Origin of the sequence: Brevundimonas staleyi (genome assembly GCF_041893865.1) — a bacterium.
GTDB classification, from domain to species: domain Bacteria; phylum Pseudomonadota; class Alphaproteobacteria; order Caulobacterales; family Caulobacteraceae; genus Brevundimonas; species Brevundimonas staleyi.
On record NZ_CP169082.1, the window covers coordinates 2,957,854 to 2,971,596 of the forward strand.

Sequence of the window (13,743 nt, forward strand, 5' to 3'; positions counted from 1 at the left end):
GATTGGCCGGCGACAACGCGAGGTCGCCGCCGGCCGAGGCTTCAGGAGATCTAGAACTTGGCGCGCACGCCAACGAACCAGCGGGGTTCGAACTCGTTGCGAGAGTGGAACTGCTCCGCCCCCTCTTCGAATTCGAGGTAGTACTCTTCGATCTCGCCAAAGACGTTGGAGCCGTTGGCGTAGATGGTGATGTCATCCGTCACATCGTAGGTGATGCTGACGTCCACATACTGCGACGTGTCCTGGTAGATCGGGATGGCCCCGAATGTGCTGGCCAGGCGCGGCGTACGGTAGTTCCAGGCGATCCGGGTCTGCAGTCGGTCGCCCTGGTACCAGAAGGCGGCGTTGATCTGCTGCTCGGAGTTGTCCGGGAACGGCAGGTCTTCACCCGACAGGTTCTGGGCGTTCTGCGAGCTGTCCGAGAAGGTGTAGCTGCCGTCGAAACCGAAGTCGCGCAGGAAGCCCTCGTCCATGAAGTCGCTGAGCGCCAGCTTGGCGCCGACTTCAACGCCTTGCAGCGAACCGCCTTCGCCCTGGACCGGACGGTTGACCGGCACGGTCCGGCGAATGATGCCGTCGCCGTCGGGGAAGCGCCCGTCATTGACGGTGGCGCGGGTGACGAAGCTTTCGATCTCCAGCTTGAACAGGGCGATGTTGAACATCGTCGCCCGGCCCAGATAGTACTCCAGGCTGAGGTCGTAGTTGTTCGACCGCCAGGGGTTCAGCTCCGGGCTGCCCGCGAAGCTGGCCCCGGTCACCCGGCGAGTGCCGAGCGGCGGCGCCGTGGGATCCTCGGGCGTCGGCCCGGCGGAGTCGGCAGTGGAGATGGTGACGCCACCGCCGTAGTTGCCCAGATCCAGCGGGATCATCGTCTTGTTGTAGGCCGCCCGCAGCTTCAGCCGGTCGCTGAAGTCGTAGACCAGGTTCACCGACGGCAGATAGTCGGTGTAGCTGCGCGACGAGATCGTATCGCCAACGTCCAGGTTGGTGTCGCCGTAGTTGCGGGTCTCGCCGGTCTGGTTCTGACGCACGCGCAGCTCGGTGCGGATCGCCTTCAGGCCGATGTCGCCGGTCAGATTGCCGATGGCTATGCCGGCGTTCAGGTAGGCGCTGTCCTCATAGAGGTCGACGTCATAGCTGTTGCCCGGAATGATCACCTCATAGGCGCTGCCGAACACCCGCTGCTGGAAGCCGACCACGTCGTCGAAGTCGCGTGGATCCACGACCCAGACGCCCGGCATGCCGCGCGTGATGGAGCCGAAGTCGTCCAGGAAGAAGGTGTTGTTGTTGGCGTTCAGGCGCGTCGGACGGTTGACCGTATAGCCCTGGAAGATGGTCCGGGGGTTGGTCGCGCTGACCGGCAAGGCCGGGTTGAACGCCGGGTTCGGCACCTGCTCGCCGGCCGAGCACTGGTTCTGGTTCATGACGACGTCGATCGCCTTCCACTGAACCGAACAGCCGTTGACGTCGGAGAACAGGTGGAAACTGGTGATCTCCACCTCGCGATCGGAGTGACGCACGCCCGCATCGACGCGGGTGATGAAGCCTAGGGCCGGTTCGCCCTCGAACTCATAGCTGCCGTCCATCCGCAGGACGGCCAGTTCGGACTCGTTGCGCTGGTTGCCTTCCGACGAATAGGCAGCCACCGCATAGCTGTCCTGATTGGACATGTAGTCCGTCAGGGGACGTGTCCCCAGACCGCCGACGATGGGACGATCGAAGCCGCTCCACACCGTCTGGCCGCCGCCGATGTTCAGGTGCAGCTGCGGATCGTTGCCGATGCCCAGTGGGTTCGGGTTGATGTAGCGGCCGCCCGCCGAACCGACGATGCCGTTGGAGTATTGCGACGTCGGATACAGGGCCGCGATGGCCGCCGGATAGAAGGGCCCGCGCGTCCGGTCCAGCGGATCGCGGAACAGTGTGAAGGCGCGATCCGGGGCATACTGCCAGTTCGACAGATCGCCCTGAACCTGACCGTTCATGCTCAGCAGCGACGCCTCCGCCTTCAGGGCGCGCGCCGAGAAGGTGAAGGGACCGCCGCGGTCGTACTTCAGTTCCAGATTGTAGTTGGTCGACTCGTTGTTCTTGGTGCGGTTCACCGTGAACGAGTTCATCCACCAGACGTCGAGGTCGTACTCGGTGACGTCCAGCCACGGATTGCCGTTGCCGCCACGCACGCCCGTGGTGGTGAAGGCCGTCGGCGTCGTCCAGCCCAGGCCGTTCCAGCGGTTCGAGATATTCAGGCCCGCTGCCCGGTCATGCTCTTCCAGCTTGGTGTAGAAGACCTCGCCGGTCAGCTCGAAGCCGTCGTCGATCTGCCAGGTGAAGGCGCCGTTCAGGCCGGTGCGCTTGCGCTCCACCACCCGGGCGAAGGTGTCGTAGCCGTGCGGCGCGATCCAGTTGGCGTCCGAGCCGCCCCAGTCGTTGTTGCCGAACACGCCCCCGGAAACGCCGGAGTAGTTGTTGCCCAGATTGCTCTCGCTGTAGACGCCCGAGATCATCGCGCCGAAGCGGTCGTTCCGCCAGTTCAGCAGGCCGTTGAACAGATAGTCCTGTTCCTGGGTGTCCTGGCCCGTGGCGTATTCCGAGGCGACGGCCGTGGTCAGGCCCTCGCTGAAGTCGAACGGACGCTGGGTACGCAGGTCGATGGTGCCCGAGATGCCGGAGATGGCGTTTCGCACGTCCATCGACTTGAACACGACGATCGAGTTCATGAGCTGGGCGGGCACGTCGTTCAGGTTCGGCTGGGCGCTGCCCAGGTTGCCGGGCGCCAGATACTGTTCGCCGTTCAGCAGGGTCACGACCTGCGGCAGACCGCGAATGTTGACCGTCGCGCCCTCCCCGGCGCTCCGCTGGATCTGGATGCCGCCGATGCGTTGCAGGGCGTCGGCCACGGTGACGTCCGGCAGCTTGCCGATGTCTTCGGCCGAGATCGCGTCCACGACGGCGGTCGTATTGCGCTTGATGTCGATCGACTGTTCCTGCGACGCGCGGATGCCGGTGACGATGATCTCGTCGACCTGGGTCGCCTCGTCCTGGGGCGCGGTCTGGGCGAGGGCGGGCGACGCCAGCGCCGTACTCGCCATCAGGGCGGTTAGAATGGATCTCTTCTGCAGTCTCATTGTGTGTCCTCCTCCGTGGGCGCCGCCTCTGAGGGCGGCTTTGTCCAAAGCTTGCGCGTTCAGGGCCTCATGGTTCGCGTCGACAGTTCCGCCTCTCCCCCAAGAGCGTTGTCGAGCGCGTCTCGTCCGATCTGGACGCGATAGGTTCCGGCGGCGATCCGCCAGCCGGGCATGGCCGTGTCGTACTCGGCCAGGATGCGGGGCTCGGCCGTGATGACGACCTCGCGGCTCTCGCCGGGGCGCAGCGACACCCGCTGCCATCCGGCCAGGCGACGGGCCTCTTGGCCCTGCCCGGCGACATACAGTTGCGGCACGTCGGCACCTTCGCGGTCCCCGACGTTCGAGACGCGGAAGGTGACGCGCAGGCTGTCGCCGCCCTCGATCTTCAGGTCGCTGTATTCGAAGCGGGTGTAGGAAAGTCCGTGGCCGAACGGGAACAGCGGCGTGTGGTCCTCGCGCTCGTACCAGCGGTAACCGACGTCGGAGCCTTCGGGATATTCGACCGGGAAGGGCTCAAAGCCCACGGCCGCGCCCGCTCCGGCGTTAGACGCGGCGTCCGAAGCCTTCATGGCCTCCAGACCCGGCGCCTCGGGACGCGGCGCCTGGTCGGCGCTGCTCGGGAAGGTGATCGGCAGACGGCCCGACGGGTTGACCTGACCGAACAGGATGCGGGCGATGGCCTCCCCGCCCCGCTGCCCCGGATACCAGGCCTGCACCACCGCCGGCACGTCGTCGATCCAGGGCATAAGGACCGGTCCGCCCGTCTCCAGCACCACGGTCGTCTTCGGATTGACGGCGGCGACGGCGGCGATCAGTGCGTCCTGATCGTTCGGCAGGTGGAGGGTCTCCACATCCTGCGCCTCGGTCGTCCACTGGGTGGCGAAGACCACGACGGCGTCGGCGCCCGCTGCGGCCCGAGCCGCTGCGGCGACATCGTCACCCGCCACGAACTCGACCTCGGCGCCCGGCGCCACGGCCCGAATGGCGTTCAGCGGCGACGACGCATGATAGGTGACCCGCGCGAACGAGGCCGCCGCGCCCGACGTCAGCGGAATCTCGATCGGCGCTCCACCCACGGAACGAACCTGGGACGAGCCGCCACCCGACAACACCCCGACATCGGCATGACCGCCGATCACCACGATCCGCCGCGCTTCGGTGCTCAGCGGCAGGGCGCCGCCCTCGTTCCGCAGCAGGACGATGCCCGCCTCCGCCGCCCGCTGGGCCACCTCAGCATTGGTCGCGTAGTCGATGGTCTGGGCCGTAGCGGGCGCCGGCGTGTCCATCGCACCCGTCTCGATCATGCCGATCAGGATGCGCCGGACCATGTCGTCCAGCCGCGCCTCGGTCACCCGCCCGGCCGCGACCGCCTGGGTCAGGGGTTCGCCGAAATAGATCTGGCGATCCAGTTCCTGTCCCGACTCCTGATCCAGCCCGCTGTTGGCGGCCTTCTCGGTCGAATGCACCGCGCCCCAGTCGGACATGACCCAGGCCGGATAGCCCCAGTCGCGCTTCAGCACCTGGTTCAGCAGGAAGTCGCTTTCGCACGCATAGTCGCCGTTGATCCGGTTGTAGGCGCACATGACCGAGCCCGGCCGTCCGCGCTCGATGGCGATCTGGAAGGCCAGCAGGTCGCTCTCGCGGAGCGCCGCCTCGTCGAGGCGCGCATCCATGATCATCCGCCCCGTCTCCTGACTGTTGAAGGCGAAATGCTTGATCGTTGAGACGATGTTGTTCGACTGGACGCCCCGGATGTGCTCGCCCGCCATGACCCCGGCCAGCAGCGGGTCCTCGCCGAGATATTCGAAATTCCGCCCCGCCCACGGATCGCGCGTCAGGTTCACGCCCCCGGCCAGAAGAACGTTGAAGGTCTTGGCCCGCGCCTCGGAGCCGATCATGACCCCGCCAGCATGGGCGATCTCGGGATCGAAGGTGGCGGCGGTGGCGAGGCTGGACGGCAGGGCGGTGGCCACGTCGCCGCGTCGCTGCTCGACCTGATTGGCCACGCCCAGGCTGGCGTCGCTCTCGCGCAGGGCCGGAATGCCCAGACGCGGCACGCCCGGCACATAGCCCGCCGAAGGGATCATCTGGTCGAGAGGCGCGCCCGGCGTGCGATCGGCCATCGGCGGGAAATAGCCGTGCACCAGCTGCAGTTTCTCTTCGCGGGTCAGCTGAGCGACCAGGGCCGAGGCGCGCGCGGCGGCGTCGGCGGCGGTCGTCGAGGCTTGCGGAGCGGCCTGTTCGAAGGCCCATGCGGACGCAACCGGGGTCTCCGCGGCGAGCAGCGCGACGGCCGCGACCGACAGGCTGCGCCAGGCTCCAAACCGCTTTGACATCCGCACGATCCCTCCAAATCAACGGCAGGGATTTCGTCGAGTGATACAAAGACGCGCGTACTTCGACCTGTCGGCGACCTGCGTTTCCGCTCCGCCGCCAGTTCGCCTCCAGCACACAGGACACACGGGTCCTATCGCTCGAAAGCGAACGCTTGAGATCGCCGCCTCGGACCTCACCCCGACCTTGACCGGATTGAGAATACCGAATGCTTCGACTTCAGCCGTCTGTACGAGTGCTTGACTCGATTTCCGTCCCTCGGAGGGTCTGCGCCCTCTCACATGTTGGTAGAACACGATTTGAGAGCGTTCACAATCACAAACCGGCCACAAATGGTTACAGCCTCGCTGAGGCCGCTGTATCGCGACGGTTGCAGGGGTTCGGGCGGCTAGACGGACTGTTCGCGGATCTGGAACAGCAGAACCAGCGCCACCGCGGCCAGTCCCGTCAGGACCAGCAACAGGCTCTGGAAATCCCCCTCCCCCGCCAGGGCGAAGGCCAGCGACGGCGCGATCAGGGCCGGGATGGTGTTGGTCAGGTTCAGCACCCCCATGTCCCGCCCGCGATGCTCGGGCGTGATCAGGAGCTGCATCGCATAGGCACCCTGAAGCCCCAGGAAGAGCCCCACCCCCGTCGCGAACAGCACATAGCCGGCCGCCGCCGGGATCCACTGAGGCAGCAAGGCCATCAGGCCGAGGCCCAGCGTCATCATCACCGCCGTGATCAGCAGGAACGGCTTCCTCAACCGCACCGCATCGGACAGCCGCCCCGTGGCGATGGACAGAGGCACCAGCAGGATGGTCACCGACCCCGCCAGCCAGGCGACCTGACGCGCGATCTCACCCGGCGAGACCGGCGGCCCGGACCGCTCGACCGTCTCGAAATAGAAGAGGAGGTAGGCGAACAGGATGCTGCCCGCGATCTGGACCAGCAGGCGCGCCGTCCAGACCCGAGCCAGATTGCCCTTTCGTCCCGCCCCTGCCTGAACCACCGGAACCGAGGCCGGCACGATCGGCCCGCGCCTGCGGCTGATCAGCAGGAAGGGCAGCATGCAGGCCGTGACCAGACCGCCGACGATGGCCAGCTGCGTCCCCTCGCTCCATCCGGCAGAGGCGGTGACCACCATCCCGGCCAGGGCGCCGAAGGTATAGACCGCCCCCATCAGCCCGCCGGCCAGACCCTTCTGCTGGTCCGGAATCTCGTCGGCCGCCGTGGCGCTGAGCGGCGCCAACATCAGGTTGAGCGCCCCCTGGAACAGGACGATGCCGACGATCAGCCCGACCCGCGTGGTAACGACATCAATGAGGACATAGGAGGCCAGGGTCAGCACGAGCCCCAGCGCCACCCAGGGTCTGCGTCCCCGCTCCCGCAGCACCGTCCGGTCGCTGACGATACCGACCAGGATGTTGACGACGCTGGCCACCACCGCCCCGATCAGGGTGGCGAGGCTGAGCAGCGCGACCTTGTCGTCCGGCGCGATGGCCTGGACCTTGATCGGCAGGACCAGGGTCAAGAGCGGCACATAGGCGATGACCCCGCCGCCCCAGGCCAGGGCGTAGAGCACCAGAAACCCCAGCCCGCGCGGCCGGACCGGCGACGTCGCATCGGACAGGGTCAGGGTTCGGCTCCGCGCATGCGCCATACTGTCAGGCGCACGCGGCGAATGTCGAGACGCTCCCTATCGGCGGCAGTAGGCGGCGTAGAGGGCGATCACCAGATAGCAGACCGCCGGCACGACCAGCGCCATCCGCAGCGTCGCCATGTCGGCGACATAGCCGGTCAGCGGCGGAATGATCGCCCCGCCGACGATGGCCATGCAGATGATGCCCGACCCTTCCGCCGCCCGTTTGCCCAGACCGACCGAGGCCAGGGTGAAGATGGTCGGGAACATGATGGCGTTGAACAGACCCACCGCGATCAGGGCCAGACCCGAGATCGCCCCCGTCGTCGAGACCGAAATGCCGATCAGGGCGATGGCGCCCAGCGCCACGAAGGCCAGCACCTTCCACGGCGCGACGTAGCGCATCACGAAGGCGCCGATGAACCGCCCGACCAAGGCCCCGCCCCAGTAGAAGGCCATCCGCTCGCCCGCATGCTGGGCCGACAGACCGAGCGTATCGGCCTGCATCAGATAGTTGGTCATCAGGCTGGCGACCGCGACCTCGGCCCCGACATAGACGAAGATGCCCAAGGCCCCGAAGGCGAAGCGCGGCGACTTCAACAGGTTGAAGGCGCGCAGGAAGCCGACGTCCGGCGCCTTCTCCTCGATCAGCCGGTTGCGGTTGAACCAGACGACCAGGGCCACGACCGCCAGCGCCGCCGCGATGCCGATATAGGCGTGGGTGATGACGGCGGACTCGGCCGCCCGATAGGCGATCAGGGCCTCGCCCGACAGGTCCTTGGCGCTGACCGTCGCCAGCGACCCCAGGATGATGGTGGCCCCGACATAGGGAAAGACCGTGGTGCCCAGCGAGTTGAACGCCTGGGCGAAGGTCAGGCGGCTGGACGCCGTCTTGGCCTCCCCCAGCATGGAGATCAGCGGATTGGCCACGACCTGAACGAGCGTGACCCCCGACGCCAGAACGAACAAGGCCCCCAGGAAGGCGATGAACAGCCCCGCCCCCGCCGCCGGAATGAACAGCAGACAGCCCGCCATCATGATCAGCAGACCGACCACGGCGCCGCGCATGTATCCGACCTTCTGCACCAGGGCGGCGGCCGGTAGGGACACGATGAAATAGGCGGCGAAGAAGGCCGTCTGGATCAGCATGGCCTGGAAATAGTTGAGCTCGAACAGCTCCTTCAGCTTGGGCACCAGCACGTCGTTCAGGCTGGTGATGCCGCCGAAGATGAAGAACAGGCCGAAGACGAACCACTGCAGATAGCCGACGTCCCCCTTGGGGCCGGAGCCGGACGTCTCTTCGCCGAGATCGGGCGCGGGGCTGGTGGTGGCGATCATTGGCCGGCCTCCGTGGGGCAGACGGTGTCGTTGTTGTTGGGCGCCAGCTGGATCTCGGACACCGAGACGGTGAAGGCCGATCCGGTTGACAGGCCGAACGGCACGTCGATCCCCGACAGGTTCACCCCCTCCCCAACCAGACAGGACAGGCGCACCTTCATCGTGCGCCATTCATTCAGCGGCGCGGCCTCGAACAGGTCGGTCACCTCGGTGCGGCCCCGGCCGAACATCAGGTCGACCTCCCCCCGCGGCGCCGCCTCGACGCGGTAGCGGAAGCTGATCGCCAGCTCGCCGTTAGCCTGCCGCGACAGGTCGATCGGCACGCCCTCTATATAGGCGTCAGCCGGGCCCGCCCCGGTGAAGACGAACTGCTGACCGCTCTCCTGCGCCAGATCGTCGATGGGCCGGACGCGCACCCCGTCGCGCGGACTGGTCGCCACCTTGACCGTGCCCGGCTTGTTCTGCCCGCCCGCGTCCCGCAGCATCAGGCCCCAGGGGGCGACATAGCGGCCGGCGACAAAATAGTGGTCGACGCTCGAGGTCGAGCCGTCGACCCCGCTCTCCTCCGACAGGGCGCCGACCTCGCCGGGCCGCGCATAGGTCAGGCCGTAGCCATAGGCGAACTGCGGATCGTAGCCCGGCTGGCCGTGGTTCAGCGGCGTCCCCGTCGCGTCCTTCGGCCAGCTGAACGAAAGGGCGCCGTGGAAGTCGTTGCGCGGCTGCCCCTCGGCGTCGCCGATCAGCACATCGGCCACGCCGCCGCCCTCGGTCCCCGGCAGCCAGGCGGCCACGAAGGCGTCGGACGCATTGATCTCCGGGTTCGTCCACATCGGCCGCCCCGACAGGAAGACCGACACTGTCGGCACCCCGGCCGCCTTCAGCCGACGCAGGGTCCCCAGGGGTTCGGTCGGCAGGAAGTCCAGCGTGTCCACATCGCCTTGGAACTCGGCGTAGGGCATCTCGCCGAAGACGACGATGGCCACGTCCGGCTTGTCGGCGAAGGCGCCGTCGGCGCTGAGGGTCGCGGAGCCGCCGGCCGCCTCGACCGCCTCCTCGATCCCGGCCCAGATCGACTGGCCTTGCGGGAAGTCGGCGTTGGTGTTGCCCGTCCCCTGCCAGGCCAGGGTCCAGCCGCCCGCCGCCTGACCGATGTCGTCGGCCGCCGTCCCCGCGACCAGCACCCGCGCCCCGGCCCGGATCGGCAGGACGCCGTCGTTCTTCAGCAGCACCAGCGACTCGCGCACGGCCTCGCGCGCCAAAGCCCGGTGAGCCGGCGACGCCAGTTGCGACAGGTCGCCCTCGACGGGCCGTTCCTCACGGAACACCCCGGCCTTGACCTTGGCCCGCAGGATGCGGCGCACCGCCTCGTCCAGCCGTTCCTGCGAGATCGTCCCCGCCCGTACATGGGCCAGGGTGCTTTCATACAGCGGCCTCCAGGTGTCCGGCGCCATCAGCATGTCGATGCCGGCGTTGATCGCCAGCGCACAGCTGTCGTTGGTGCAGCCCGGCAGCTGGCCGTGCGCGTTCCAGTCCGACACCACGAACCCGTCGAAGCCCAGCGGCCCGCGCAGCACGTCCGTCAACAGGCTGTGGTTGCCCGTGTGCTTCACCCCGTTCCAGCCGGAGAAGCTGGCCATCACCGACAGCACGCCCGCGTCGATCGCCGCCGGATAGCCGCCCAGATGGATGTCGATCAGCTCCTGTTCCGAGCCCCGGAAGTCGCCCTGGTCCTCGCCCTCGAACGTCCCGCCGTCGGCAAGATAGTGTTTCGCCGACCCCGCGATCCGGCCGGGCGCCAGCGGCCCGTCCGCCCTGAGTTCACCCTGCAGCCCCAGTGTCATCGGCCCGGCATAGGCGCGCTGCACCTCCGGATCCTCGGAATAGCCCTCATAGCTGCGACCCCAGCGATCATCGCGCGGCACGGCCAGCGTCGGGCCGAAGGTCCAGTCCGCCCCGGTCACCGCCACCTCCAGCGCCGTGGCCTCGCCGATGCGGCGGATCAGATCGGGATCGCGCGCGGCGCCCAGGCCGATGTTGTGCGGAAACACCGTTGCCCCCGGAACATTGTTGTGCCCGTGAACCGCGTCGATGCCGTAGATCAGCGGGATGCGTGCGCCCGGCCGGGCCGCCGCCGCCGCCCGGAACTCCCGCGCTAGATCGACCCAGGCCTGGGCCGGCGCCTTGTCGTTACCGCCGGGGCCGGAACTGCCGCCCGCCAGGATCGACCCCAGCGGATAGGTCGCCAGATCGGCCGGGGTGATCGACCCGATGTCCGCCTGAATGGTCTGGCCGACCTTCTCCTCCACCGTCATCCGGCTCATCAGTTCGGTGACGAAGGCCTCGGTCTCCGCGTCGCTCATCGCGTCGGGCGACGCCGAGCGGGGCCACATGTTGGGGTGCGCCGTCGCCTCCGGCCGGACCGTCAGGTCCTGTGCGACAGCCCCGACGGGCGCCAGAGCCAGCATCGGCAAGGCGGCCAGAATCGCCGCCTTCGACAGTGAGTACCGCATGATTTTCCTCGCCCTATGTCGCCCCGGCCGATCGCTCTGTCGGCGACCGTTTGGATCGGGTTCACGAAATAGTGGCGCCTCGAACGGCGGTTGTCATTGAAATTGTGAACGCTCACAATATGCCGCAGGCCATCAACTCAGAGCGGCCGGCGCGACCTTTCGGATCGCGCCGGCTCTCACATCTGACAGAAGGCAAAGCTGGGGAGCGCGGCAGCTCCTACTGACCACCCCGCCCGGCCGGCGCCAGATAGTCCGCGAAGAACAGGGCGTTGATCAGCAGTCGCTCCGTGCCCAGCCAGTATTTCCGATGGGTGGGATCGTCGGCGAACAGGACGACATTCCCCTGCCCGACCCGCAGCGTCTGGGCCCAGACCGTCCCGCCGAGTTGGGCGCGCAGCGGCGCCGGCAGGTAGCCGTTCACCAGCGGGTTCTCGTCGATCCGCACCACGTTGCCGAACGGATCGGCCACGCGGGTCAGGGTCACGTCCGTCTCCTTGTTCACGAACAGGTCGCGATCCGGCACGCCGAAGGCCAGCGGGTGGGTGATGTCCACATCGGCCGAGACCAGGTTGCCCGACGACCTCTGCTCGGACAGCACATCCTGCCGGTCGGCGAAGTCGCGGCGTTCGACCTCGGGCTTGGCGGCCTCCTCGCGCGCGGCGGCCGGCGCGGGGACCAGCCCCTTGGCCACGGCCCAGCGCGACGCGGTGCCGAACGTAACCAGCGATCCGCCAGCCTGCACCCACGATTTCAGCGCCTGCACGCGGTCGTCGCTCCAGTCGTCATAGCGACCGCCGGCCAGGACGATGCTGGTGTAGCGATCCAGCGGGATCCGCCCCACCTGCGCCGGGTCCAGACGCGTCGCAGGCTGGCCCAGCCGTTCGCTCAGCGCGAACCAGACCGAACCGATCTCGCTCGCACTCACCCCCTCGCCCATGATCAGGGCGATCTGGGGCGCTTCGATGGGCTTGATCTGGTCGCTGCCCAGATCGACGCCGCTGACGCTCTGACCGCTGATCAGGGTGCTCGCCACCACACCGGCGTCGCGCGCCGCCTGATCGACCGCCGCCCGCAAGGCCTCGCCCGACAAGGTCTGACCCGCCGTTGGAATGACCAGCGACCCGCGCCCCAGTTCCAGATCGCCCGCCGACGACCGTCCCGTGAACGGCGCCAGCGCCACCCTCACCTTCACATCCTGCCGCAGCAGACTGGCCAGCAGGCGCGGCGCGTTCAGGTCGCGCCAGTCGACGACGTAGGCGTATCCGTTCGCCGGGCCGTTCAACCCGCCCGCCGCCTCCGGCACGCTGGTCACTCGCGCCCCCAGAGCCGGCGCCCGCGTCAGACGGCCGTTGCGGATGTCAAAGGCATGGGCGATCGCATACGACGTGCTGCCATAGACGCCGCCGTTCGTCCCCGGCGTCTCCTCGAAGATCGAATGCACCAGACGGAACTGCGGCTGGGCCGAGGGCACCACATAGGCCGAGCCAGGCTGATAGGTCTGGCCGTCCACCGTCACCGGCGCGCTCAACGCATGGACCCGGATGTTATGGACCAGCAAGAGGTCCAGCAGCTGCCGCGTCAGGCCCGGATTATGCGGATCGCCGAAGACGAAGGCGGCGTTGCGATTGCGCGCCCCCTGCTGCTCGGCCGAGCGGAAGAAGTCGTTCTGCAGCCCGAACAGTCCGGCCCGTTCGGCGACGGCGCCGCCCACGGTGGCCAGCCCGACCTGCAACTGGTTGCGGATGGTGAAGCGGAACACCAGCGGCCCGTTGTCCGTCTCCTGGATCAGGCCGCGCGAGCTCGCCTGCTCCACCGTCACCCCGACCCCGCCGTGGAAGTCGGGATAGGTCGAGCCATAGACCGGCGAGAAATTGTCGAAGACCTCGCGCGTGTAATAGAGCGACCCCAGTCGATCCAGCGCCGCCGCGTGATACCGCGCCAGGGTCACGTTGAAGTCATAGGAGGCCTTCGGCAGCAGCGGGCTTTCCATGCTCTCGGGCGACGGTTCGAAGTAATAGGTGCTGTTCGATCCCATCTCGTGGAAGTCGATCTGCACGTTCGGCCGCCACTGGTGAAACAGGGCCAGCTTGGCCCGCGTCTCCTGCTGCGTCACCGCCAGCCAGTCGCGGTTCAGGTCGGTGAAATAGTGGTTGGTCCGCCCGCCGGGCCAGGCCTGGTTGTGATCCCGATCGACCGGGTCGGCGACCAGGGTGTTGGCGCTCCAGGCATTGTGCCAGTTGGCGCTGCGGTCGCGACCGTCCGGGTTCTGGGCCGGGTCGATCAGGACGACCGCCTTCTCCAGCCAGTCCTGAACCTCCGCCGACCGACTGGCCGCCAGATACCATGCGGTCAGAAGCGCCGCCTCCCCGTTCGACGTCTCGTTGCCGTGGACGCTGTAGTAGAGGCCCACCACCACCGGCGACCGGGCGGGATCCAGAGCCGCCGCGCCGGGCTCGGTCAGGGCCGCCCGCTCGCGCCGGATGTCGTCCAGCCGCGCCTGATTGGACGGCGCACTGATCAGCAGCGCCACCAGAGGCCGGCCCTCATAGCTCTGCCCCACCTCCTGAAGCGTCACCCGATCCGACAGGCGATCCAGCTCGCGCAGATAGTCCAGCAGCCGGTCGTGCCGCGTGTACCGGCTGCCGATCGGATAGCCGAGGAACTGCTCCGGCGTCGGAATGGCGGGGTCGAACTCCGACGCCTGGGCGGTCGGGAAATAGTAGGCCGTCTGGGCCTGAACCGCCGCCGGGGCGACACAGAGGGCGGCGGCCAGCAACAGGGCTTTGAAGCTGCGAGACGGCGAAGGCATGGGCGTATC

General features: G+C 67.8%; 6 protein-coding genes. All 6 read right to left on the reverse strand.

Annotated elements, in window-relative coordinates:
- Positions 1-50 precede the first annotated feature (50 nt).
- Entirely contained in the window at positions 51-3,122 is a 3,072-nt protein-coding gene (locus ACETK8_RS15005) for a TonB-dependent receptor (protein WP_374036636.1), read from the reverse strand.
- Positions 3,123-3,181: 59 nt separating this feature from the next.
- Positions 3,182-5,458, reverse strand: a complete 2,277-nt coding sequence (locus ACETK8_RS15010) for a beta-glucosidase family protein (RefSeq protein ID WP_374036637.1) — start codon at positions 5,456-5,458, stop codon at positions 3,182-3,184.
- 386 nt (positions 5,459-5,844) lie between these two features.
- Entirely contained in the window at positions 5,845-7,098 is a 1,254-nt protein-coding gene (locus tag ACETK8_RS15015; RefSeq protein ID WP_374036638.1) for an MFS transporter, read from the reverse strand.
- A gap of 36 nt (positions 7,099-7,134) precedes the next feature.
- On the reverse strand, positions 7,135-8,415 hold the full coding sequence (locus tag ACETK8_RS15020) for a sugar MFS transporter (RefSeq protein ID WP_374036639.1): 1,281 nt from the start codon (positions 8,413-8,415) through the stop codon (positions 7,135-7,137).
- Positions 8,412-10,925, reverse strand: coding sequence for a glycoside hydrolase family 3 N-terminal domain-containing protein (locus tag ACETK8_RS15025; RefSeq protein ID WP_374036640.1), 2,514 nt, complete (start codon positions 10,923-10,925; stop codon positions 8,412-8,414). Before ACETK8_RS15025 ends, ACETK8_RS15020 begins: the two co-directional genes overlap by 4 nt.
- A gap of 217 nt (positions 10,926-11,142) precedes the next feature.
- Positions 11,143-13,734: a M14 family zinc carboxypeptidase gene (locus ACETK8_RS15030; protein ID WP_374036641.1), complete on the reverse strand. Its 2,592-nt coding sequence runs from the start codon at positions 13,732-13,734 to the stop codon at positions 11,143-11,145.
- Positions 13,735-13,743 lie beyond the last annotated feature (9 nt).

Excerpts from the sequence above, each read along its gene's own strand:
- ACETK8_RS15005 (WP_374036636.1), bottom strand. The coding sequence starts at position 3,122 with ATGAGACTGCAGAAGAGATCCATTCTAACCGCCCTGATGGCGAGTACG.
- ACETK8_RS15010 (WP_374036637.1), bottom strand. The coding sequence starts at position 5,458 with ATGTCAAAGCGGTTTGGAGCCTGGCGCAGCCTGTCGGTCGCGGCCGTC.
- ACETK8_RS15015 (WP_374036638.1), bottom strand. The coding sequence starts at position 7,098 with ATGGCGCATGCGCGGAGCCGAACCCTGACCCTGTCCGATGCGACGTCG.
- ACETK8_RS15020 (WP_374036639.1), bottom strand. The coding sequence starts at position 8,415 with ATGATCGCCACCACCAGCCCCGCGCCCGATCTCGGCGAAGAGACGTCC.
- ACETK8_RS15025 (WP_374036640.1), bottom strand. The coding sequence starts at position 10,925 with ATGCGGTACTCACTGTCGAAGGCGGCGATTCTGGCCGCCTTGCCGATG.
- ACETK8_RS15030 (WP_374036641.1), bottom strand. The coding sequence starts at position 13,734 with ATGCCTTCGCCGTCTCGCAGCTTCAAAGCCCTGTTGCTGGCCGCCGCC.